The sequence below is a fragment of the Vibrio ordalii ATCC 33509 genome, from assembly GCA_000257205.1.
GTDB classification, from domain to species: Bacteria; Pseudomonadota; Gammaproteobacteria; order Enterobacterales; family Vibrionaceae; genus Vibrio; species Vibrio ordalii.
Map to the genome: position 1 here is coordinate 1 of AEZC01000023.1, position 23,205 is coordinate 23,205.

Genomic DNA, 23,205 nt, shown 5'->3' on the forward strand with positions numbered 1-23,205 from the left:
GTAAAGGCGGCGGCATGCGCGTCCGTCGCTGTGGAATAGGTGGCAGCGATGTCCTGGAATACCAATTGTCAGTGTATCACCCGTTTCAACGCCCAAGGTATCAGGCTGGCGGTAAATTACATCAGAATCAGAGCCTTTTAAGTTCATGTAAACTTGAGTTTCATTGCCGAGTTTCTCAACCATCATCACCTTGCCTTCAATTTTTGCATCACCATCTTCAGCGCTCAGTAAGTGCTCTGGACGCACACCTAATGACATACGCTCGCCGCGAGTGATCGTGGTGCCATCTACCAAAATCCAAAATGAGGTTCCATTAGAGAGTTGAACTTTCACACGTTCGGCTTCAACATCTTCGATGAATACGCTCATGAAGTTCATTTTAGGAGAGCCGATGAAACCTGCGACGAAACGGTTTTCTGGGTAATGATACAACTCAAGTGGTTTACCTACTTGTGATACGAACCCGGCATCTAAGACCACGATTTTGTCAGCCATTGTCATTGCTTCGACTTGGTCATGGGTAACGTAAATCATAGTACAGCCTAATTTGCGTTGCAGTTTGGTTATCTCTGAACGCATCTGTACGCGCAGCGCTGCATCTAGGTTAGACAGTGGCTCATCAAGCAAAAAGACATTCGGTTGTGAGACTAAAGTACGCCCAATCGCGACACGCTGACGTTGGCCACCTGAAAGAGACTTAGGTTGACGTTCAAGCAAATGGCTGAGCTGGAGAATATCGGCGGCGTGCTCAACACGTTGCTCGATCTCCTTTTTATCGGCTTTGGCCAACTTTAGGCCAAAAGACATGTTGTCGAAAAGATTAAGGTGCGGGTAGAGCGCATAGGATTGAAATACCATGCCTACGCCACGTTTAGAGGGTTCAACATCATTCATTCGCTTGTCGCCAATAAACAAGTCACCCGAGGTGATATCTTCTAGGCCTGCGATGCAACGCAGTAGGGTGGATTTCCCACAACCTGACGGGCCGACAAAGACGACAAATTCGCCTTCTTGAATTTCTAAGTCGACATTTTTAGAAATTAATACATCACCGTATGCTTTACATACATTTTTTAACGTGACACTCGCCATAGAGCTCGTCCTCGATCAATATTTTTTATAAATCACTGCCCATCATTATATGAGTTTTCTTGCAGGCAATGACAGCAGGAATTGGGTAAGGTGGTTAATAACGTAAGAAAAAGGGTGATGTCTTCAAATTAAGGGAATCTGAAGAAAGCATCACCCATCCATGCCAATGATTTAGTTTACTTCCCCTGCACATTGAGCGTCTCCCCCGTTATAAAATCAATTACCACGAACGCTCATTTATGACAGCAAACCAATCTAGCGATGTAAGCCAGTAAACGATGAGTTACTGGAAAGGGCTCTTACTGTCCACTCTGGGATGACTGTATTTTGTGTTGTGTGTGTGTTTGATACATCCTCCTAATTGAGTTTTTTATAGGGGGGAGTAGCGATGGATGTGATGGATGAGGGGGGTAAGGGCTGAGTTAGATCCAGTTCAAATAATTAATGTTTGTTAAGAGGAAGCATGTCACAAAAAGGTATTTTTTTGTGATTGAGCTCTCTAACCTTGAGCGATGATGATCACGAAAATAGTCCATAATATCGAGGGCGTAGGGCGTAGGAGGATGAGTCAAGTCAGGTTTTCTCTGATGATATATGACGAAATACGGCGAAACCTCTTGGTAAGCCCTACAACACAAAAATAAAAAGGATATGAACATGAAAAACGCCCTAAGCACAGTCGCGCTAAGTACTCTAGTTGCTCTTGGTTCGTTTGGTGCACATGCTGCTATTGAAGAAGGACAACTCACCATTTGGATTAATGGTGATAAAGGCTATAACGGTTTGGCTGAAGTGGGTAAGAAATTTGAGGCGGACACGGGTATCAAAGTGACCGTGGCTCACCCTGACGCACTTCAAGATAAATTCCCACAAACCGCAGCAACGGGTGATGGACCTGATATTGTGTTCTGGGCTCATGACCGTTTTGGTGGTTATGCAGAAGCTGGCTTGCTGGCTGAAATTAAACCTTCAAAAGCGATTCAAGAGGGTATCGTGGATTTTGCCTGGGATGCGGTGAAATACAACGGTAAAATCATCGGCTACCCAGTCGCGGTAGAATCCTTGTCGCTCATCTATAACAAAGATCTTGTGCCAAACCCACCGAAAAGCTGGGAAGAAGTGGAAGCGTTGAACGCCAAACTGAAGAAAGAGGGCAAAACGGCCATCATGTGGAACTTGAAAGAACCGTATTTCACATGGCCTCTTATGGCGGCTGATGGCGGTTACGCATTCAAATACACGATTGATGGCTATGATGTGAAAGATGCGGGTATCGCGAATAAAGGCGTAAAAGACGCGATGAACTTCGTGAAAGGCTTAGTGGACAAAGGCGTGATCTCTCCGGATATGGACTACTCTGTTTCTGAAGCTGCGTTTAACCAAGGTAAAACGGCAATGACGATCAACGGTCCGTGGGCTTGGGGCAACATTGAAAAATCAGGTATTAATTACGGAGTGACGACATTACCGAAATTTAACGGGCAATCTTCCAAGCCGTTTGTAGGCGTATTGACGGCTGGTATCAGCACCGCTTCTCCAAATAAAGATCTCGCGATTGAGTTTATCGAAAACTACTTACTCACCAATGATGGTCTGCGCATGGTCAATAATGACAAACCTCTTGGCGCGGTGGCTCTTAACTCTTTCCAACGTGAGCTTGATGCAGATACACGCATCGCCGCGACAATGGATAACGCAATGAATGGCGAAATTATGCCGAATATCCCTCAGATGAATGCATTTTGGGGCAGCGCGAAAAGTGCAATTATCAATATTGTAGATGGCCGCCAAACTGTCGATGCCGCACTGGCTGATGCAGAAAAACAAATGACTAAATAATTCGGTTTTGGTCAAGCCCTTAAGGAGAGGGTAACCTCTCCTTCATTTTACGTTTATATCGCTAGCAGGTTCTTCTATGCAGTCAGTTCAAGGTACAGATGCTTTGTCAGCACCAGAAACGGCACTTCCTTCCAGTAAAAATGTGCTCATTAAATGGGCATTATTAGGTACGGTTGGTATCGTTAACGGTTACGCCACTATTCTTATGTATTCTCGCGGTGAGCTCGCCTTTGCGCTGCTTACTCTCATTCTTACCGCTCTGGCCCTTTATATTTTCGGCAGTAAACATACTTACGCACACCGCTATATTTATCCGGGTATCGCGGGAATGATCTTATTCATCCTCTTTCCTTTGGCCTACACCGTTGGTCTGGCTTTTACTAACTACAGTGCTAAAAACCAACTCTCTTTAGAACGTGCACAAACCGTACTGTTGGATCGAACTTATCAGGGCGGGGAAAGCTATCCTTTCACTCTATACAAAACGGAAAGTGGCTATCGAATTGCAATCGAAGATGGGGAGCAGACGCTCGCTACCGACGTATTTTCCTTAAATGGCTTATCGGTGACCGATATGGATCTTCAACCTATTGAGGGTATTGAGGGCACCAAAGAGCCGATTAAAACCATTATTAATCACCGTGCTACGTTGAGCTCAATTGATCTGCATTTCCCTAGTGGTGAAGATGTACGCATGAGTGGCTTACGCAAGTTTGCCGCCGTATCGCCGCTGTACACCATGCAAGATGATGGCGAAACGCTGGTCAATAATCAAACGGGTGAAATGCTACGGCCGAATATGGATGTTGGCTTTTATCAACCAGTGGACGAAAGTGGTCAGTTTATCGGTGCGACAGTATCGCCTGGTTTTGTGGTGAAAATTGGTACACATAATTTTGAGCGTGTATGGAAAGATGACGGTATTAAAGAGCCTTTCATCAATATCTTTATCTGGACGGTCGTTTTCTCAACCTTAACCGTGATTTTCACTCTTATGATAGGGTTAGTGTTGGCTAGTGTTGTGCAATGGGAAGAGCTTAAAGGTCGCGCCGTTTACCGAGTGCTATTAATCCTGCCTTATGCTGTTCCTGCCTTTATTTCTATTTTGATCTTCAAAGGCTTGTTCAACCAAAGCTTTGGTGAGATCAATATGGTACTCAACAGTATTTTTGGCATTAGTCCTAGCTGGTTCTCAGACCCCTTTCTCGCTAAAAGTATGGTGTTGATCGTCAATACTTGGCTTGGTTTTCCTTACATGATGATTTTGTGTATGGGTCTTTTGAAAGCGATTCCAGAGGATTTATATGAAGCATCGGCGATTGATGGTGCAGGTTTTTTACACAACTTCACCCGTATCACCTTGCCGCTAATGATCAAACCAATGACTCCGCTACTTATCGCGAGCTTTGCATTTAACTTCAACAACTTTGTGATGATTCAGCTTCTGACACAAGGTGGCCCAAATATGATTGGCACCTCAGAGCCTGCCGGTTACACCGATTTACTCGTAAGCTATACCTATCGTATTGCGTTTGAAGGAGCTGGTGGTCAAGACTTCGGTTTGGCTAGTGCCATCGCAACTTTGATCTTCCTACTGGTCGGTGGTTTAGCGCTACTCAACTTACGTTTCACTAAGCTGTCACAGAATTAAGGAGTAATCGTTATGGCGATGGTACAAGGTCAATCTCTCAAATATCGCTTATGGGCGACTCATGTTGCTCTGTGGGCATTTTTATCGCTGATCATTTTTCCACTATTGATGGTCATTGCGATTTCATTTCGTGAAGGGAACTTTGCCACGGGCAGCTTGATCCCAGATAACCCATCTTTAGAACACTGGAAATTGGCATTAGGTTTTGCTGTCACTAACGCTGATGGCTCTGTTACACCGCCGCCATTTCCGGTTCTGACTTGGTTATGGAATTCAGTGAAAGTAGCAGGCATTACTTCAGTGCTCATTGTGGCACTATCGACAACGTCTGCTTATGCCTTTGCGCGCATGCGTTTTAAAGGTAAAGACACCATCCTAAAAGCGATGATGATTTTTCAAATGTTCCCAGCGGTACTGGCACTGGTTGCGATGTATGCGCTGTTTGACAAGTTAGGTCAATACATCCCATTTTTGGGCTTAAATACGCATGGTGGTTTGATTTTCTCTTACTTAGGCGGTATCGCACTGCACGTATGGACGATCAAAGGCTATTTTGAAACGATAGATAACTCATTAGAAGAAGCGGCTGCTTTAGATGGCGCTACACCATGGCAAGCCTTTAGACTGGTGCTGCTACCACTCTCTGTGCCGATTCTTGCGGTTGTGTTTATTCTCTCGTTTATTGGGGTGGTTGGTGAAGTACCAGTGGCATCTTTGCTACTTTCTGATGTAAACTCATATACATTGGCGGTGGGTATGCAGCAGTATCTTTATCCTCAGAACTATTTGTGGGGAGATTTTGCAGCAGCAGCAGTGTTGTCTGCTTTACCTATCACTGTCGTATTTTTGCTTGCACAGCGCTGGTTAGTCGGAGGACTTACGGCTGGCGGTGTGAAAGGATAATAACGATAGGGCGACCGTGAGGTCGCCCATATTGTATTAGCTTAACGTATTTGGTTTGGCCGCCGATCAGTTAAGTAATATGCAAATCTGGCGTTACGCATAGCTGGCTGTTAGCTTTATTTCCTTACTATCCAACAAACTAACAGTTTTTGTAACCAAGACCCGAGCATTGCTTGGGTTTTTTTATATCTGTATTAAAGGGTGCTATTGGTAACGCGCATGCATTATATGATGAATTGAATGTCTCAAAAGTGAAATGATGTTTGGATGCGACTCACATCTGAAATCTTTGTGTAACGTCGTAAAGGAAGGCTAAAAAGTTAGAACTCACGGCTAGAAGGGGCGCAGCCTAAGTATTGTAAAAGGACATACAAGCTCTCTTGCTGCAGCGCAACGCGGCGAAACAGATCCGCAAAGGTGTCATCTCCACCAAAACAGGCGCGGATATAGTGGTTAATTTCTTGGGGTTGGTAACCTTCAACGTAAAGCGTTCGGACCCAGTGATACTCAATTGACTTTGGGTCGACTAACGTCGATTCGCTCAAGGTAATCTCTTTGAGAGTCAAAGTCTTTTCCTACCATCGATGCAAAATGTCAGAGAGCTCGATTTAAGCAAATAAAGATGAAGGAAAAATGACAACTGAGTACATCATGTGTCGCTATTTTAAGTACTTAACGTGAGCTTCCATCTCTTCCCCTATCTCTTTACGCATGTTCATTAAGCGTATCGCTGATTGGCGTAGGGCAATATCTTCTGCCGTTTGTGGTACCCATTCTGGGATGGGGGTTGGCTTGCCTTGCTCATCGACAGCCACCATGATGACAATACAATGGGTAGTCAGTTGGTTTTTCAACTCTTTTGGATCGCTTGCCTGTACATCAATGGCGATATGCATTGAGCTTGTTCCGGTATAAATGACTTTTGCGCTGACTTCAACAAGGTTCCCTACGTGAATCGGTGCGACAAAGCGGATCCCCCCAGCATAAGCGGTGATGCAATATTTTCCGCTCCAACCAGCTGAGCACGCATATGCAGCCAAGTCGATCCACTTCATGACCGCACCACCATGGACTTTTCCACCAAAATTGACATCACCAGGCTCTGCTAAAAAACGCAAAGTTATTGCACGTTGGCCACTACTCATCGACGCATCCTTGTTTGTTATTTACCAAAGTATAGATAACAAAGCATTAACTAAACTGCAATATTATTTTTAGGGCATCAAACATAAAAACCCCTCTTAGTTTCCTAAGAGGGGTTTTAAAGCCGGATGGTACGAGTTATTTACTTTATGTTGTACCTTATTAAGCCAACTGAGCGTCAGTTATTCAGTTGCATTAATAATAGTTTAAACAGTATTTCGACGTAACTGTTCGATCGAACAGGTTCTATCTCTGATGAGATTGTTTAGCGTGATTTCTTCAATAACCTAGGGAGAAGTCACATGACTATTTCAATTTATTCACATACCTTTCAAAGTGTTCCTCAAGCTGACTACATTTCACTGCTGAAGTTACGCTATAAAGTGTTTTCACAACGTTTACAGTGGGAGTTAGAAATCAATCAAGGTATGGAGACTGATGAGTACGACGTTCCAGAAGCGCATTATTTGTATGCCAAAGAAGCACAAGGTCACTTAATTGGGTGTTGGCGTATTTTGCCGACCACGTCGCGCTATATGCTTAAAGATACTTTTCCAGAATTACTTGGTGTGCAGCAGGCCCCTAAAGCAAAGGAGGTTTATGAGCTGAGTCGTTTTGCGGTCGATAAAGATCATTCCGCGCAATTGGGCGGCGTGAGTAATGTTACGCTGCAGATGTTTCAGTCGCTGTATCATCACGCTCAGCAAAATCACATCCATGCTTATGTCACTGTCACATCGGCCAGTGTGGAGAAATTGATTAAACGGATGGGGATCCCGTGCGAAAGACTTGGCGATAAAAAAGTACATCTTTTGGGAAGTACACGCTCGGTCGCTTTGCATATCCCAATGGATGAAGCATACCGTACAAGCGTTAATGCATAAGCGTTATAGATAGGGGTTAATGTAGCCGCCTAAAATGGCTTTAGTAATAGCTTGGTAGCGATTCGTCGCGCCAAGCTTTTTACAAGTATTACTGAAATGGAACTTCACGGTACGTTCTGACGTATTAATGATAGTGGCAATTTCCCAAGCGCTTTTTCCTTCTGCCGCCCAAGTTAAGCATTGCACTTCACGTGCGGTGAGCACCACTCTCGGTGACACATTTTTATGGCTGTGAGCGATGTTATCAATATTATGAGCCAGTAACGGCACAATGAGCTGTGAGGTATGAATACTTTGTTGATTCAAATCGTAAGACTTGGTATCTGAGGTTGCAAAACTTATCATGCCAAACTCCCCCCTTAGCCCGTGGATTGGAATACTAAACCCCGTTTTTAGCCCATTGATACGAGCTTCTTCGAAGATAATCCGTCCATCTTCATTAACCCGTTTGGCGTCATCCCAGCGAATGGGTAGAAAATTGGCCATGCTATATTTGACGATAGGATCCACATGCACGAAACCAGATTGTTCGTATTGTTGTCGCCAGCTAGGAGGATAATTATCTGTGATAAGCGTTTCACTAGTTTTCAAGGTAGGCTGAAAAGAAAGGCCAAAGAGAAAAAATTCATGATCAATTAAGTTATTGAGCCCATTGAGTACATTTTCCAAATCATTGTGACTGGTGATTTGTTGGTTCTCTTGGATTAGTCTCAGGATTTTGTGCATAAATCTAAAGTTCTGAATTGCAACGTACTATGTTGGCTTTTATATCAGAAAAAACTGTAATAGCACGAGCAAATCATGAAATAGTTTATTTATTTAGCGCGGGGATCTAGTTCAAATATCGGTTTTGGACTCAATCTGCCTACACTACCTGAATGGTCACTTCATTTTCACGAGCGAACGCATCAATTTCTTCTGGTGGCTGGGCATCAGTGATAATCAAATCTACATCGGCAATTGTGCCTAGCTTCACCATGGCATTGCGTCCAAATTTGCTGTGGTCAACACCGAGATAAACACAGCGACTATTCTCGATGATCGCCCGTTTAACCCTTACTTCATGATAATCAAAATCTAAAAGTGAGCCATCATAATCAATGCCGCTAATCCCTAAAATACCGAAATCGAGACGAAATTGTGAAATGAAATCCAAAGTGGCTTCACCTGTTACGCCACCGTCTTTATTGCGAACTTCACCGCCCGCTAAGATGACATTGAAATCCGGTTTGGCCATTAAAATGGTGGCTACGTTAATGTTGTTGGTGACAATGCGCAGATTTTCGTGATTGAGCATTAATGCCCGAGCAATCGCTTCAGGTGTCGTGCCTATGTCGATAAAGAGCGTTGCGCCATCGGGAATGTGTTTGACTAGCTCGGCAGCCACCTTCTCTTTTTCTTGCTGATAGGTCACTTGGCGAGTGTGGTAAGAGGAGTTTTCAGAACTAGACGCGATGGTCGCGCCGCCGTGATTGCGTCGTAACTTATTCGCATCTGCAAGCTCATTAAGATCGCGACGTATAGTCTGTGGGCTGACATTGAACCGCTCGACTAAATCATCGGTACTCACGAATCCGTGTGTTTGAACTAATTCGATAATTTCTTGATGGCGTTTAACTGCTTTCACCTTAAATATCCTTATTCATTGAAGCTTAAATAGGTCAATACCTTGAATGCTTACTTTGCGTAAGGCACTACGACTTTGTGAGTGTACGGCTTAATCGACCAAATTCAATCATTAGTGAATAGGCTGCGTGAGTATTTGCTCGTTTTAGGTCTTAATTCACATTAAACGAACATTTCCTACTCTTTATGGAACATAATCATGTTTGTTAGAGAGCCATCCCTATAGGATTAAGCACTTCATCGGCTTGTTGAAATCAGGTTTCTTTATGGTGTCGGTCAATATATTGTGATTTTATGGTTGTATTACGCTCTCAATAGCGCTCGAATGTCGTTTTGTCAGCTTTATTTGGGATAAAATCACCCCAGAGATGACCATTAATCCACCTAAAATATGATAGTTTTGCACTGTTTCATCCAGCAAGGTTGCGGCAAGTGAAACCGCGACAACGGGCAACAGATTCATAAACATCGCACTAGAGTCTGCTCCAATTAAGTCGATCGCTTTTACCCACATCCACGGAGCCAATAAGGATGCAGCGACAGAAGCGTAAGCGATTAGGGGCAGTGAGCCTTCCGTGGGTAGGAGATGTTCACTGGTCAACCATAATGGTGTCAGCATTAAGACAGCAAACAACCCTTGCATATAAATAAGCGTCCAATTGCTTAGTGGCATTTTCCACCGTTTAAGTAACACACAATAAAGTGCGTAAACGGTTGCAGCCACCACCATTAACGCATCACCATGTGTAATATTTTGATGCAAGAAGAAGCTCATATCGCCTTGACCTAGCATAAAAGCAAGCCCTGCGAGAGAGAGGATCCCTCCGACAACACTCAAAGCTGAAATGCGCTTATGGAGCAGAGGAACGCTGATGAACACACTGAGCAGTGGTACCAGCGAAGTGATCAACGACATATTTGATGCAGTAGTCGTTAGCCCTGCGTAATAACCAAGAGACTGATTGAGTACCATGCCTAACATCGCCAAAAAAGCCAGTTTAGTTAAATAAGGTTTGATGGTTGGCCATTGACGAAGAACAGTAGGTAAGCAAAAAGGTGTCAGCAATAACATTGCGGTAAACCAGCGATAAAAACTCATCGCACTGGGTTCAATGGTTTCTGCGGCGAGCTTGTTGATGATAGAGTTGCCACCCCAAATCAGAACCGTGAACAGTGGGAGAAGATATACCATGTGAGCCTCGTCGCAAATTGTGCTTTGGAGTATAGTGTGGCAGGTCTCTATAATTACATATATCTCCAAAACGACATTGCGAGCGATAGGAAGACAAGTTTGAAAAAAGCGACCAGAAATCTTCACCCTTCATTATCGATTGATAGTGCACCATCAGATGTTTTTATGAATTTCGACGCGTTTTTATCAAACACAGAAACGCGAACGCACAGTCATGCATGGGGTCAAGTACAGTTAATTTCCGGCGGGATTTTGGAAATGGAAGCGCAAGAAACGCGATTTCTTGCACCGCCTCATCTAGCGATTTGGGTTCCTGCGGGGGTGAAACACTGCAGCTATAATCGTAAGCCAATTGAATATTGTTCGCTCAATATTGATCGGGCTCTCACCCATGGTTTTCCCAAGCACACCAGTTTGATAAAAGTGACGCCCATCGTTTCTGCCATCATTGAGGATTTTCGGGCGCGTGAAATCAGTGTGGCTCAAAACGCGCAAGATAAACGTCTAGTACAAGTATTGCTCGATCAATTGGCAACTCAGGAAACGCAGCATCATTTTTTGCCTTCCACTAATCACAAATATTTAGCCCCGATTTTAGCGGCGGTAGAAGAAAACCCGACCGATGATACGACATTGGCTTTGTGGGCTGAAAAAGTACATACCACAGAGCGAACATTAGCGCGTCATTGCCAAACGGAACTAGGGATGAGTTTTACCGAATGGCGATTAAGAGTACGCTATCTCTATTCCATGGATTTACTGCGCACAGGGCATTCAGTGAAAGAGGTAGCATTAACTCTTGGCTACAACCAAGCCAGTCCTTTTATTACCATGTTTAAAAAATACTCCGGCCAAACGCCGGAACAGTATAAAAATCGCTTGTTATAATATTGCTTAAGCGTATGTAGGCACTTCGTCCTGATCAAACTATAAAGAAGTGCCTTAGACTTAATTTGGTAATTTTTACAACGCCTATTACTCATGAATCCATGACATAGGTGGTTCGGTACTTTATCGTTTTAGCGGCACACGTAGTCCAAAGCACCAACAATGGCGGCGACTTGTGCGTCATTACACTCTTGCGCTGTGACTTTTGGGCTATCTGGGTACACTTCGGTGGTGGTGCCAAAGTAGCAATTTGTGATGCCACCGCATAACCCTAATGCTTTCATTGAGTAATTAATTACTCCCTCTTGAGTGATGGGAGAGCCGATGATCTCGCCTTTACTATCGGCTGGTGCAATGTGCGTGACTTTGCGTACCGATTCAATAATGGCTGCTTGGAATTCTGGCTGTGGATTTTCCGTATCGCCGACAGTATAAAACCCATCGGGAATTGTATCGGCTTCATATCCAATGCCATCGCGCGCTGCTAGTGCAGGGCGAAACTCGCTTTCATCACTGTCTGTAGTTTCATGTAAATCAATATGCACCAACACGTCACCTAAGCTTGTGACCCAGCGCATTAAGCTTGCCGACTCTTCGGCTGGGCTATTGGCGTAAAATGAGCGATTAGGGTCAAGCGCTGATGGGTTCCAACGATTGATCGTTTCATAGCCCCAAGGGCTTACGCACTGGGCAACGGCAATGTTGAAATGAGATTGATACTGCTGTGCTTGAGTCGCTAAAAACTGCAACGCGCCGTGCACTCCGCTGGTTTCGTAACCGTGTATGCCACCTGTGATCAACACCGTTGGTTTGTCAGGGTTCCATGAGCGACTTTTTAAGGCAAATAATGGGTAGCGATCTTTGTCTATTGATAGTGCACCGTATTGCTCTACCTCAAAATCCGTTGCCAAAGCGTTAATCTTCGGCACGACTTCTTGCTGATATTCTCGTTTAATCGTCGTTTGCGCGAGCCACGCTTCGCGTTCGGTTTGCGTCCATTTTTGTCCGGGAGTACCTCCGGGAGTACCTATAGGGTAATAGTGAGAGTGCTGCATGACATTCCTTCAAATCTCGGTGTAATGGACCGAAAGCTTAATGCGCAGATTAATCTGATGCAACACTCTTACCTTGATACAAGAGCATATATGCCCTTCCTACTTGAAGCCGCAGCGGTGTTGGCTACGTTCGTTCACCCCAATCACATAGTTTGCCTATGCTCATGGGGACTCACTCACTTGCCGCCTACCTGCAACTCCAAGTTGTTTGGGTATAGTTAGCAATAGAGAGATGAAACTTTTCATTACACTTGTTTATTGCTTGCTATGGTTGGTGTTACAGTTTTGCTCTTCAAAATAGCGAATGGGGAAAATGATGGCAGGGGCAAGCTTATTAACATTGCTAGATGATATTGAAACCGTCGCATTAATTTTTTCTATGGTGAAGATAACCATATTGAATGGTGATTTGCCCGCAGACGAATAGACTAGCGCTTTTCGTTTTTGGCAGTTCCCATTATGCAGTGTGCGTTTTTTGATCAACAGCTGTGCCGTTCTTGTACTCATTGCGCGGTTTCTTATTCAGAGCAGGTGAAGCGCAAAGATTTGGCACTAAAAGCGCTGTTTTCAACGCAGATGCCACAGCAGTGGCTAGAACCTGTCATAAGTGAAGAGACGGGTTTTCGTAACAAAGCGAAAATGGTGGCTCTTGGCGCGGCCCATGCACCGATTTTGGGTGTTGAATCTATGGTTGATGGGCAATCAACGCCCGTGTCCTTGGTGCAATGTGGCCTCTACCCACAAGAGACACAAACGCTATTAACTTATCTACAAGATTGGATCCGCAGCTCGGGCATTCCCCCCTATAATAAAACCAAGAAGAAAGGCGAACTCAAATACATATTGCTCACACGCAGCGAATATTCAGGTGAGTTTATGCTGCGTTTCGTACTGAGAAGCCGCGAAGCTTTAGGCCGAGTTGAGCAAAACCTCGCGCGGCTTCAGGCGCAGTTTCCAACCATTCGCGTCGTCTCAGTTAACCTTCAACCCATCCACATGGCGCGCCTAGAATGTGAAGAAGAAATTTTTTAACCGAGTGTGAGTATTTGATTGAGCAGTTTAATCAGGTGCCTATGGTTATCCGCCCGAAAAGTTTTTTCCAAACCAACCCGCATGTAGCTAAGCAGTTGTACGCGGCGGCGCGTGATTGGGTGAGAGAGATAAACCCAAGCTATATGTGGGATCTGTTTTGTGGCGTGGGCGGTTTTTCCCTACATTGTGCCAGTTCAACTACGGCAGTCACAGGCATTGAAATTGAACCAGAAGCGATTGCCAGTGCTAAACGCTCTGCCAAGACGATGGGCATTACCAATTTAGATTTTGCTGCGCTGGATTCTGCTCAATTATCACAGGCTCAATCAACCGCGCCAGAGCTGGTGCTAGTCAACCCTCCGCGTCGTGGTTTAGGAGCTGAATTAGTTGAGCGATTGGTGGCTTTATCACCCAAACACATCATTTACTCAAGCTGTAACCCGCAAACGCTAATCACTGATATGCAAGGTATGGTAGGCTACTTACCCAAAAAAACTGCAATGGTTTGATATGTTTCCACATACCGATCATAGCGAAGTGATGGTGCTATTAGAGCGTCAGCCTAAGTCGAGATAAGCGCTGTGTGGTGAAAAAATGATAAAGAGAGGGAAGCCGCGGCTTCCCTTTTTGATGCATTAATGGGCTATTTTACTGCCCACGCGACCGTTTCGCCGGCGCGGATCGGCACCACAATATCTGAGCCAAATGGCATACTTTCAGCAACTAGCCACTCTTCTTTGACCAAAGTAACGGTGTCGTTATTACGGGGTAGGCCGTAAAAATCAGGGCCATTGTGACTGGCAAACGCTTCAAGGTTGCCAATTTTACCAACTTGCTCAAACACCTCTGCGTATAACTCCAAGGCTGCGTGCGCTGTGTACGATCCAGCGCAGCCGCAAGCGGCTTCTTTTTTGCCTTTGGCATGAGGCGCAGAATCAGTACCCAAGAAAAATTTCTTATTGCCCGATGTCGCTGCCTGAATCAGCGCAAGCTGGTGGGTGTTGCGCTTAAGGATTGGCAAACAGTAAAAATGAGGGCGAATACCACCAGCGAGCATGTGATTGCGGTTATAAAGTAGATGGTGCGCCGTGATCGTTGCCGCTACATTCTGGTTCGCATTTTTTACAAACTCGGCAGCATCGGCGGTGGTGATGTGTTCTAACACTATTTTCAGATTTGGGAAATCATTAACAATAGGAGCAAGCACGGTATCGAGGAAGGCTTTTTCTCGGTCAAAAATATCCACATCGTGAGCGGTTACTTCGCCATGAATCAGCAGCAGCATGCCAACCTCTTGCATTGCTTCCAATACAGGGTAAATATTTTGAGCGCAGGTTACCCCAGAATCTGAATTGGTGGTCGCCCCAGCCGGATAAAGTTTGGCTGCCACGACAGTGCCAGAAGCTTTGGCTTTGCGGATCTCATCAGGTGTCGTGTTATCGGTGAGATAAAGCGCCATGAGTGGCTTGAAAGAATCACGTGGTTTTTGCGCCATGATGCGCTGTTGGTACGCTAATGCTAATTCTGTGGTGGTGATCGGCGGGACCGTATTGGGCATGATCAGTGCGCGGCCGTTGTAGCGACTGATGTCTCGTACTGTATCGGCCAGCACATCACCATCACGTAAGTGAACATGCCAGTCGTCTGGACGAGTAATCGTTAATGTTTTCATTGGTTGCTCCCACCGGAAAATAAATTGATTGGAGCTTAAACGGGCTTCGCTTTTAATGTGCGCGCAATCGCTTACGTTTAAGCGACAGGATGATAGAGGAAACAGGGGTGAATTTCATCCTTTTATTTTCCATAGGGTTAGCCAGCTTTGGCGATTTCGATTATCATCGCGTTATAAAAATACCTTCAAAAAAGCATAAGGTTAGGCCATGTCGTCAGCTCAACTCTCACAAATTAACGTCTACCCAGTCAAATCGATAGGTGGCCTCTCGCAGTCCACCGCTTGGGTTGAAAAACAGGGGCTGGCTTTTGATCGGCGCTTTATGATCGCGTTAGCTGATGGTTCAATGGTCACTGCACGTAAGTATCCAAAGATGGTTAAGGTGAATTCAATACTGGTTGCGGATGGTTTGATCTTCACGGCGGCGAACCAATCTCCATTAAAACTGCGTTATGCAGATTTCAAAATGCAACCTTCCCCAGCGCAAGTGTGGGATGACAACTTTACCGCTTACACCACAACCGATGAAGCGGATGATTGGTTTAGCCAAGTGTTAGGCCAGCGTGTTGAGTTGCTGTTTACCGGAGAGCAATCAAACCGAATGCGTGAAAAAGTGGGTCACAATGTCAGTTTTGCTGATGGCTATCCCGTGCTGGTCATCAGCCAAGCTTCACTTGATGAACTTAATCGCCGCAGCCCTGAAGTGCACAGTATGGATCAATTTCGTACCAATCTAGTGGTACGAACCGATGAGCCTTTCGCTGAAGATAGCTGGAAGCGGATCCGAATTGGTGAGGTCGAATTTGAAGCAGTAAAACCTTGTGAACGCTGTATTCTCACTACTGTTGATGTGAATAAAGGGGCTTTTCGTCCAACCAAAGAGCCGCTAAGAACCTTGTCACAATTTCGCGCTAACGAAAGAGGTGGGGTGTTTTTTGGGCAAAATTTAGTCGCAAAAAATGAGGGGATGATTCGAGTTGGCGACAGCGTTGAGGTGCTTGAGTACAAAGAGAAAGAGTTTTATCGAGATTTGGGCATGAGTCACCATGTGATGACCTGTGTTGAGCGTGAAGCGATTGCGCGTGATTTTGTCACGTTCTGGCTAGAGCCGAAAAAGGGTGAAATGCCAAATTATCAACCTGGGCAGCACCTACCAATCGAAGTTGTGATCGATGGCGAGAACGTGGCGCGCCGCTACACTTTGTCATCTAGCCCATCGCGTCCGGGTCGGTTAGCGATTTCAGTCAAACGCATTGATGGCGGTAGAGTTTCTAACTGGCTTCTTGATCACTTGCAGGTAGGAAGTACATTGACCACGCAATCACCGGATGGCTCGTTTCATCTGTCGACTCAGCACCAACAACCGTTGTTACTGTTGTCGGCTGGAAGTGGCGTGACGCCTATGTTATCGATGTTGCGCTATCTTGCCGATAATCAACAAATTCAAGATGTGGTCTTTTATCATCAATGCCGCAGCGTTGACGATATTCCTTGCCGTGTTGAACTTGAAGCGCTTAAGCAGCAGCATCCGGGGTTGAAAGTCTTCATTTCGCTGACTCAAGCTCCCATCGATTGGTTGGGGCTGAAAGGTCGGCTCTCTTTATCCCATCTTAAGCAAATCCAACATGTGACTGCTCGCCAAGTGTTTGTGTGTGGGCCTGATGGTTTTATGCAGAAAGCAAAAAGCTTATTGTTGAAAAAAGGGCTTGCGGAAGAATCTTACCACCAAGAAGCATTTGGTGTGGCGCACACCGTCGCAGCTGAGCTGAAAACGTTACAACTGAGCGTCAATGGCCATGTATTTGAGGGTAATAACCAAACAACCTTATTAGATCAAGCCGAAGCCGCTGGCATTGCGATTGCCAGCAGTTGCCGAGCAGGGTTCTGTGGCGCGTGCAAGGTGACTGTGCAGTCGGGCAAAGTGCATCAACCTGACGTGCCAGCACTGCCTGAACATGAACGTCATCTTGGTTTCGCTTTAGCCTGTTGTTGTATTCCTGAAACCGATATTGAGGTGGTAAACTAGTTTTCGCCTCACGCTGTTGCACTACAGTGACTTTGTCCAATAAAAATGCCTCTTGGGTCAGTGTTGACCGCAAGAGGCGTGACGTTGCTAGTGATTTTTATTCGAAACCGTTTCAGTCTCTTCAAAGTGACTCTCTTAAAGCTAGTTGGCAAAGTGCAGAAATACCAATTATTCGTTTTTATATAGTTAAATTAGTTTAAATTTGTGATGAAAATTCCATATTTTTTTGTTTATTTTCCATCCAACCTTGCCTGTTTTTGATGTTTTTTTAGAATAACTGTCGAATAAATGAGCGCTTGAACGTTTGCGTAAAAATATGTGATGAAACTCTCATTTTGTTCGCTATACTTTCCGCCCGGTTATGAGCCGGTGCTCAACCCATACAAGCCGTCACACGGAAATGTGAATGACCCCAAGGACTGGACCAGCTAAGTTCCTCTGCTTTTATAAGGTGATCTTAGATGAACAATATGTTCGCATACCCCTCTTTTTGTCACGCTTTTGTTGTGCAAAAGGACAATGATTCCTCCTTTGCCAAGTTTTTTGGTTCTACCCTTATTTCCAAATTTCAAACTAGGTAAATACAATGAATATTCTTTTTGGTCTCGTCGGCGTTTTCGCGCTGATCGCTTGCGCCTACCTGCTCTCTGAAAATCGGTCTTTCATCAATTGGAAAACCGTATCACGTGCTTTATTGCTGCAAGTTGGTTTTGCCGCGCTGGTGCTCTACTTCCCATGGGGACAAAGCGCACTAGCCAGCATCAGCGGCGGTGTGTCTAGTTTGCTGGGTTTCGCCGATGCAGGAATCCGCTTTCTATTCGGTGATTTAGCCGATTCCGGATTTATTTTTGCTGTTCGTGTTCTGCCTATCATCATTTTCTTCAGCGCTCTTATCTCTGCCCTTTATTACCTTGGTATCATGCAAAAAGTCATCGAGTTTATCGGTGGTGGTATTCAAAAATTTTTAGGTACGAGCAAAGCAGAATCTCTGGTTGCTACGGGTAACATTTTCCTTTCACAAGGCGAATCACCACTGCTTGTGCGTCCCTTTTTGTCGCGCATGACACGTTCAGAACTGTTTGCCGTCATGGCCGGAGGCATGGCCTCTGTCGCAGGTAGCGTGTTGGGTGGCTATGCCGGCCTAGGTGTTGAGCTTAAATACCTTATTGCAGCCAGTTTTATGGCGGCCCCCGGCAGTTTGATGATGGCAAAAATCATCGTACCAGAGCGCGATGTTCCACTTGATCAAACCAATATTGAGATGGATAAAGCGCAAGAAAGTAATGTGATTGACGCACTGGCGAGCGGGGCGATGAATGGCATGAAAGTGGCGGTGGCCGTCGGTACAATGCTGGTTGCATTTGTGAGCGTGATTGCGATGGTTAACACTGGGCTTGAAAGTTTCGGTGAGTTATTGGGTCTGAACGGCATTACCTTACAACTGCTGTTCGGTTATTTATTTTCACCACTGGCTTGGTTGATTGGTGTACCAAGCCATGAAGTCTTGATGGCGGGCTCTTACATTGGGCAAAAAGTGGTGATGAACGAATTTGTGGCTTTCATTGATTTTGTTGACCACAAAGCGCTGTTGTCGGAACACACCCAAGTTATCATTACTTTTGCTCTGTGCGGCTTTGCCAATATTGGTTCTATCGCGATCCAATTAGGCTCTATCGGGGTTATCGCTCCTGAACGCCGTGCAGAAGTCGCGAATTTAGGTATTAAAGCGGTGATTGCAGGTACGCTAGCTAACTTAATGAGTGCATGCCTAGCGGGCATTTTCATTCTGCTTTAACGCACTGTTTGCTTATCTTAATGCTCACTGCGGTGGGCATTTTTGATCCATTTACCGAATGATCTGTTTGTCAGTCACTTCTATGTTCTGATTTATAATGAATTCTATTTTTGATGAGCATGACTATGCTATGGCAAAGCTGTCATCGAATGTCGATTGTCCTGTTTCTGAGATACCACAAAAGATGTGCTAGGCAAACTATAGTGTGAATGTTAGTACGGATGGCGTAAGGCTTTCATTTTTCGGGCTGTCATGCCCTCATATTTTTACTGGTGGTTATAATTCCCATGGTATTCATGAGTTCATTGCCATCGGAGGGATGGAACAAGCGATGAACCTGATTTTAAAACTGGCCCAAAAGATAGTATTGGCCAATCAACACTGATAATAAACCTTCCCTTTCGCCAATCTAAAGAGGAGTTTCTCTCCCAAAGCTATGACAGGGCGCATAATAATTGCGCCTTATGCTGACGTTAACTATTCACTCAGTTACAATACCTTTCAAACACGTTGTTAATGGGTGCCTTTCTAGTCGCCGTAGGTGTGTTGCTGCTTATCATATAAAAACAAAAGAAGGGGATTGATATGGAGAAAGTGGTCGCGGTGTGGGACTTTCTTATCACTCATAAATTGGTGTTTAGTATTTTAATCATGACGTTGATTATTTTGACGCGGCGAGTTGTGCTTTCTCAAATTCGTGGCGATGTGGCACTGATTACCGAAAAGCAGCGGAAATGGATGTCACGCACCAAGAATGGCGCCTTTGCCTTTACTTTGATCATCCTATTTATAGTGTGGCAATCGGAGATCAACGAATTTGCACTGTCAGTGACTGCGATAGCGGTCGCCATTGTAGTTGCATCAAAAGAGATCATCTTGTGTTTTACCGGCTCAATTCAGCGAGCGAGCTCTCGCTCATTTCGTATCGGGGATTGGATTGAAGTCGGAAAACTGAGCGGTGAAGTGATCGAACATAACTTGATGGCAACCGTGATCCAAGAAATCGATTTGAATCATGGTCAATATCACTACACAGGAAAAACCGCGACCTTGCCAAACAGTATGTTCTTCTCATTTCCGGTGAAAAACCTTAACTTTATGAAGCGTTATGTGTTTCATAATTTTTCGATAGTAGTGCCTGAATTTGTAAATTTGTACCCTTTATTGCCGATTATGCATGAAAAGATAGAGAGACACTTTGCCCATTTTATCGATGTTGCAAGGCGTTATAACAGCATGATTGAAAAACATGCGGGTGTAGATTTGCCTAGTGCTGAGCCGCACATTCAGATCAGCAGCGCAGCCGCAGGAGAACAGATCGTGCATTTCATGATTTTTTGCCCAACAGAGCGGGCCAACCATTTAGAGCAACTGATCCGCCAAGACTTTATGCAAGCGTATGAAAACGCATTTCCACGCGCTTTAGTTGCAGCAGAAGTGTTGCCGAGTGAAGTGGGTAGCTAACTGCCGAATAATGAGCGCTCACACAGTATGGTGAGCGTCTTACCTCTAATGACTCTCTGGGTGAGAAAAGATATATTAGTGATGACAGTGAGATTAACGCTCAATTGCGTGTGTTTTTTTCACCGAAATCCCTAAGCGTTTTGAAAGCCGAGTAAGATTCGCGCGATCCACTTGCAATAATCTTCCCGCTTTTGCCCAATTGAAATCGGATTGGGTCAATGCTTCACTGATCAATTTACGCTGATATTCATCCGTTGCTTCTCGCAGCCCACGTTGCCACACCTTCGCTGTGACCTCTTTGTCGCTCAACGTGCTTGGCGTGTTAACCAGAGGTAGGCTGAAATCTAACTCCCCTATGTCGTAGCTGTTGACGGTGATCAACGCTTGTAAGCCTTGTCTGGCTCGTGCTTTCAGCGCTGCGCGGTTGATCACGTGTTCTAATTCGCGAACATTACCGGGCCATGAGTAGTGTAGCAACCCAGCCAGTGCGTTGGGATCGATTTTGAGCTGCGTGATACCGAGCTTGCGACGCGCTTGCTCTAAAAAATAACCTGCCAACAAGGTAACGTCACCATTTCGCTCTCTTAGCGGAGGGATATGAACAGGGTATACGCTGAGTCGATGGTAAAGATCAGCTCGGAATCTTCCCGCTTCCACCTCTTGCTTTAAATCTCGATTTGTCGCTGCCAATATTCGTACATCAATAGTTTGGACATGATCCTGTCCTACGGGCTGAATTTCATTGTTCTGCAATGCGCGTAAAATCTTGCTTTGGGCAGCCAGTGGCAGTTCACCGATCTCGTCGAGAAATAAGGTTCCACCGTCGGCTAATGCAAACTTGCCTAAGCGGTGCCGTTCTGCGCCAGTAAAAGCGCCTTTGACATGCCCAAACAGTTCACTTTCGACCAAGTTTTCAGGAATTGCGGCGCAGTTGACATAGATAAGGGGTTGGCGTTTACGCGCTGATAGTTGGTGCAGTGTTCGTGCGACCAGCTCTTTACCGACCCCCGTTTCACCATAGATTAAGATGTTGAAATTAGAAGGGGCGACTACTTCCAAATCGGCTTTCATGGCCAGCATCGACGCACTTGAACCGATGATCTCTCCACCTTCTCTGTCCCATGCTTCTTCATTCAGCTCTTCTAAGCGTTGCTGGGATTGTTTGGCCTGTGCTTCAAGTTGAGAAAAGGTCAGTGCCATCTTCAAGGTAGAGGCCGCGATTGCCGACAAGGCTTCTAGGCTGCGTTTTGGAATATGCTCAAACATGTTGGGATTAAGGCTATCAAGCGTCAAGATACCGAGCAGTTTGTCACCAAACAAAAGGGGTAGGCCCATACAAGAGTGCATGGGAAGGTTGCCATCATGGTCCATCAATAAACCATCGAAAGGATCCGGCAGTGGTGAATTTGCATCGAAAATGACCGGTCCACCAGCGTGGCAAATCTCACTAAAGCGCGGATGTTCATCAATTAAAAAGCGCCTGCCTAAGGTATCGCGAGTCAAGCCTTGCATCGCAAGGGGGATTAACAAATCACCTTGGCGTGAAAGCAGCATCACACAGTCGCATTGAATGGTTTTACGAATCGCATCAAGCAGGCGATTGAACCTATCTTGATCATTCAAACCACTTGCGAGTCCTATGGTCATTTCAATCAAGGTAGAGATGGAAAAATCTTGCATGGTAAGCACTCAGGTGATGTTTTTGGATATTGTAGTGTCATAATGACATTTTTTGAAGTGTTATTTTGACCTGATCATTTAATGATTTTTTATTTTTTATTTAAAAATCAATAGATTAATTTTGGTATGCTTTGTGCTATATAAACTTCAGTATCAGAGCGAATCTAATTCGCCATTTATAAAATCTGAGGAGAAAGCTCAATATGCTCAATAATCAACACATCGCCATTGTCAAAAGTACCATTCCTTTGCTTGAATCTGCCGGGCCAGCACTCACGGCTCATTTCTATCACAGAATGTTTACTCACAATCCTGAGCTAAAAGATATTTTTAATATGACCCATCAACATACTGGCCGTCAGGGCGTTGCACTGTTTGAGGCGATTGCTGCGTATGCGAAAAATATTGAAAATCTCGCCGCGTTAACCAGTGCAGTGGAACGTATTGCCCAAAAGCACACCAGCTTTAACATTCAGCCAGAGCACTATCAAATCGTCGGTCATCACCTTATTGAAACGTTGCGAGAGCTTGCTGCCGATGCTTTTACTCCTGACGTTGAAGCAGCATGGACGGCGGCCTATCTCTTTTTAGCGCAAGTCTTTATTGATAGAGAAGGCGAGTTGTACTTACAGCGTAAGCAGGCGATCGGCGGTTGGGAAAACGCGCGTGAGTTTGTAGTGCAAGATAAAGTGAAAGAGTCTGAATTGGTCACTAGTTTTATCTTTGAGCCTGCTGATGGCAAAGCAGTATTAGATTATCAGGTAGGTCAGTATATTGGGATTGAGCTCAAGCCGGAAGGCGCGTCATACAGTGAAATTCGTCAATATTCCTTGTCGCAAAAACCCAATGGAAAAAACTATCGCATTTCTGTGAAACGTGAAGGCGTGGATACTGAACATCCTGGGACAGTTTCTAATCATTTACATGATTATGTTGAAAAAGGCAGTCGAGTGAAACTTTATGCGCCAGCAGGTGATTTTTTCTATGTTGAGAAGCTTGCTCCCGTTGTACTCATCTCTGCTGGTATTGGGGCAACACCGATGCAAGCCATGTTGCAACAGCTTGCGTCAGTAGGAAAAAAAGAAGGTGACATATCTGCATGCTTGCAACAATTTATCACAACACTCTTTTATTGATGAAACAGCGACATTAATGGCGGTGCATCCATCATGGCAGCAAGTGGTCTGGTATCTGGAAAGTGAGCAAACAGCAGCCAAGCAAGGTTCTATGATCTTGCATGAAGTTTGCGGTCATGACTCCAAT

General features: G+C 45.0%; 18 protein-coding genes and 3 pseudogenes. 11 read left to right on the forward strand and 10 right to left on the reverse strand.

Annotated elements, in window-relative coordinates:
* Positions 1–1,092: maltose/maltodextrin ABC transporter ATP-binding protein MalK (malK, locus tag VOR_RS0101685; protein ID WP_010317570.1), on the reverse strand; the 1,092-nt coding region annotated here is incomplete at its 3' end.
* 657 nt (positions 1,093–1,749) lie between these two features.
* On the opposite strand from malK, the gene malE reads away from it, so the two are divergent.
* The 3 genes from malE (at position 1,750) to malG (ending at position 5,485) form a co-directional block, all read left to right on the forward strand.
* Entirely contained in the window at positions 1,750–2,931 is a 1,182-nt protein-coding gene (gene malE / locus VOR_RS0101690) for a maltose/maltodextrin ABC transporter substrate-binding protein MalE (RefSeq protein ID WP_026027705.1), read from the forward strand.
* Between the two features lie 76 nt (positions 2,932–3,007).
* Positions 3,008–4,582, forward strand: coding sequence for a maltose ABC transporter permease MalF (malF, locus tag VOR_RS0101695; RefSeq protein ID WP_010317574.1), 1,575 nt, complete (start codon positions 3,008–3,010; stop codon positions 4,580–4,582).
* A 12-nt stretch (positions 4,583–4,594) separates the two neighbouring features.
* Positions 4,595–5,485, forward strand: coding sequence for a maltose ABC transporter permease MalG (gene malG, locus VOR_RS0101700; RefSeq protein WP_010317575.1), 891 nt, complete (start codon positions 4,595–4,597; stop codon positions 5,483–5,485).
* Between the two features lie 320 nt (positions 5,486–5,805).
* Here the strand turns inward: malG and VOR_RS0101705 are convergent, their stop codons facing one another.
* Both VOR_RS0101705 and VOR_RS0101710 read right to left on the reverse strand, forming a co-directional pair.
* On the reverse strand, positions 5,806–6,051 hold the full coding sequence (locus VOR_RS0101705; protein ID WP_010317577.1) for a hypothetical protein: 246 nt from the start codon (positions 6,049–6,051) through the stop codon (positions 5,806–5,808).
* 93 nt (positions 6,052–6,144) lie between these two features.
* The gene (locus tag VOR_RS0101710; RefSeq protein WP_010317579.1) at positions 6,145–6,630 is read right to left on the reverse strand and encodes an acyl-CoA thioesterase; all 486 of its coding nucleotides are present in this window, start codon (positions 6,628–6,630) and stop codon (positions 6,145–6,147) included.
* A 300-nt stretch (positions 6,631–6,930) separates the two neighbouring features.
* Between VOR_RS0101710 and VOR_RS0101715 the strand changes: the two genes are divergently transcribed.
* On the forward strand, positions 6,931–7,512 hold the full coding sequence (locus VOR_RS0101715; RefSeq protein ID WP_010317581.1) for an acyl-homoserine-lactone synthase: 582 nt from the start codon (positions 6,931–6,933) through the stop codon (positions 7,510–7,512).
* A gap of 3 nt (positions 7,513–7,515) precedes the next feature.
* On the opposite strand, the gene VOR_RS0101720 is transcribed toward VOR_RS0101715, so the two are convergent.
* The 3 genes from VOR_RS0101720 to VOR_RS0101730 form a co-directional block, all read right to left on the reverse strand.
* Positions 7,516–8,238, reverse strand: a complete 723-nt coding sequence (locus VOR_RS0101720; RefSeq protein WP_010317582.1) for a helix-turn-helix transcriptional regulator — start codon at positions 8,236–8,238, stop codon at positions 7,516–7,518.
* Between the two features lie 139 nt (positions 8,239–8,377).
* The gene (locus tag VOR_RS0101725; protein WP_010317583.1) at positions 8,378–9,139 is read right to left on the reverse strand and encodes a DeoR/GlpR family transcriptional regulator; all 762 of its coding nucleotides are present in this window, start codon (positions 9,137–9,139) and stop codon (positions 8,378–8,380) included.
* Positions 9,140–9,430: 291 nt separating this feature from the next.
* Positions 9,431–10,330: a DMT family transporter gene (locus VOR_RS0101730; protein WP_010317584.1), complete on the reverse strand. Its 900-nt coding sequence runs from the start codon at positions 10,328–10,330 to the stop codon at positions 9,431–9,433.
* Positions 10,331–10,429: 99 nt separating this feature from the next.
* On the opposite strand from VOR_RS0101730, the gene VOR_RS0101735 reads away from it, so the two are divergent.
* A complete protein-coding gene (locus VOR_RS0101735; protein WP_010317585.1) occupies positions 10,430–11,218 on the forward strand; it encodes an AraC family transcriptional regulator in 789 nt (262 codons plus the stop codon).
* Between the two features lie 131 nt (positions 11,219–11,349).
* Here VOR_RS0101735 and VOR_RS0101740 read toward each other — a convergent pair whose 3' ends face one another.
* The gene (locus tag VOR_RS0101740) at positions 11,350–12,273 is read right to left on the reverse strand and encodes a M14 family metallopeptidase (protein ID WP_010317586.1); all 924 of its coding nucleotides are present in this window, start codon (positions 12,271–12,273) and stop codon (positions 11,350–11,352) included.
* Between the two features lie 255 nt (positions 12,274–12,528).
* Positions 12,529–12,780 (reverse strand): hypothetical protein, encoded by a 252-nt coding sequence (locus tag VOR_RS18820; RefSeq protein WP_162097683.1) that lies wholly within the window; start codon positions 12,778–12,780, stop codon positions 12,529–12,531.
* Between VOR_RS18820 and rlmC the strand changes: the two are divergent.
* Positions 12,733–13,881, forward strand: a pseudogene (rlmC, locus tag VOR_RS17610) (23S rRNA (uracil(747)-C(5))-methyltransferase RlmC). The gene VOR_RS18820 and the pseudogene rlmC overlap by 48 nt on opposite strands.
* Positions 13,882–13,948: 67 nt before the next feature.
* Here rlmC and pyrC read toward each other — a convergent pair.
* Positions 13,949–14,977, reverse strand: coding sequence for a dihydroorotase (gene pyrC, locus VOR_RS0101755; protein ID WP_010317588.1), 1,029 nt, complete (start codon positions 14,975–14,977; stop codon positions 13,949–13,951).
* A gap of 208 nt (positions 14,978–15,185) precedes the next feature.
* Between pyrC and VOR_RS0101760 the strand changes: the two genes are divergently transcribed.
* The 4 genes and pseudogenes from VOR_RS0101760 (at position 15,186) to VOR_RS0101770 (ending at position 20,262) form a co-directional block, all read left to right on the forward strand.
* A complete protein-coding gene (locus VOR_RS0101760; protein ID WP_010317589.1) occupies positions 15,186–17,003 on the forward strand; it encodes a hybrid-cluster NAD(P)-dependent oxidoreductase in 1,818 nt (605 codons plus the stop codon).
* A 586-nt stretch (positions 17,004–17,589) separates the two neighbouring features.
* Positions 17,590–18,798, forward strand: coding sequence for a NupC/NupG family nucleoside CNT transporter (locus tag VOR_RS0101765; RefSeq protein WP_010317590.1), 1,209 nt, complete (start codon positions 17,590–17,592; stop codon positions 18,796–18,798).
* 217 nt (positions 18,799–19,015) lie between these two features.
* A pseudogene (locus tag VOR_RS18160) lies at positions 19,016–19,183 on the forward strand (peptidase T); the annotation flags it as partial.
* 200 nt (positions 19,184–19,383) lie between these two features.
* Entirely contained in the window at positions 19,384–20,262 is an 879-nt protein-coding gene (locus VOR_RS0101770) for a mechanosensitive ion channel family protein (RefSeq protein ID WP_010317591.1), read from the forward strand.
* 93 nt (positions 20,263–20,355) lie between these two features.
* On the opposite strand, the gene norR is transcribed toward VOR_RS0101770, so the two are convergent.
* Entirely contained in the window at positions 20,356–21,942 is a 1,587-nt protein-coding gene (gene norR / locus VOR_RS0101775; protein ID WP_010317592.1) for a nitric oxide reductase transcriptional regulator NorR, read from the reverse strand.
* Positions 21,943–22,145: 203 nt separating this feature from the next.
* Here norR and hmpA point away from each other — a divergent pair.
* Positions 22,146–23,205, forward strand: a pseudogene (hmpA, locus tag VOR_RS17615) (NO-inducible flavohemoprotein); the annotation flags it as partial.

Excerpts from the sequence above, each read along its gene's own strand:
- malE (WP_026027705.1), top strand. The coding sequence starts at position 1,750 with ATGAAAAACGCCCTAAGCACAGTCGCGCTAAGTACTCTAGTTGCTCTT.
- malF (WP_010317574.1), top strand. The coding sequence starts at position 3,008 with ATGCAGTCAGTTCAAGGTACAGATGCTTTGTCAGCACCAGAAACGGCA.
- malG (WP_010317575.1), top strand. The coding sequence starts at position 4,595 with ATGGCGATGGTACAAGGTCAATCTCTCAAATATCGCTTATGGGCGACT.
- VOR_RS0101710 (WP_010317579.1), bottom strand. The coding sequence starts at position 6,630 with ATGAGTAGTGGCCAACGTGCAATAACTTTGCGTTTTTTAGCAGAGCCT.
- VOR_RS0101715 (WP_010317581.1), top strand. The coding sequence starts at position 6,931 with ATGACTATTTCAATTTATTCACATACCTTTCAAAGTGTTCCTCAAGCT.
- VOR_RS0101720 (WP_010317582.1), bottom strand. The coding sequence starts at position 8,238 with ATGCACAAAATCCTGAGACTAATCCAAGAGAACCAACAAATCACCAGT.
- VOR_RS0101730 (WP_010317584.1), bottom strand. The coding sequence starts at position 10,330 with ATGGTATATCTTCTCCCACTGTTCACGGTTCTGATTTGGGGTGGCAAC.
- VOR_RS0101740 (WP_010317586.1), bottom strand. The coding sequence starts at position 12,273 with ATGCAGCACTCTCACTATTACCCTATAGGTACTCCCGGAGGTACTCCC.
- VOR_RS18820 (WP_162097683.1), bottom strand. The coding sequence starts at position 12,780 with ATGAGTACAAGAACGGCACAGCTGTTGATCAAAAAACGCACACTGCAT.
- pyrC (WP_010317588.1), bottom strand. The coding sequence starts at position 14,977 with ATGAAAACATTAACGATTACTCGTCCAGACGACTGGCATGTTCACTTA.
- VOR_RS0101760 (WP_010317589.1), top strand. The coding sequence starts at position 15,186 with ATGTCGTCAGCTCAACTCTCACAAATTAACGTCTACCCAGTCAAATCG.
- VOR_RS0101765 (WP_010317590.1), top strand. The coding sequence starts at position 17,590 with ATGAATATTCTTTTTGGTCTCGTCGGCGTTTTCGCGCTGATCGCTTGC.
- VOR_RS0101770 (WP_010317591.1), top strand. The coding sequence starts at position 19,384 with ATGGAGAAAGTGGTCGCGGTGTGGGACTTTCTTATCACTCATAAATTG.
- norR (WP_010317592.1), bottom strand. The coding sequence starts at position 21,942 with ATGCAAGATTTTTCCATCTCTACCTTGATTGAAATGACCATAGGACTC.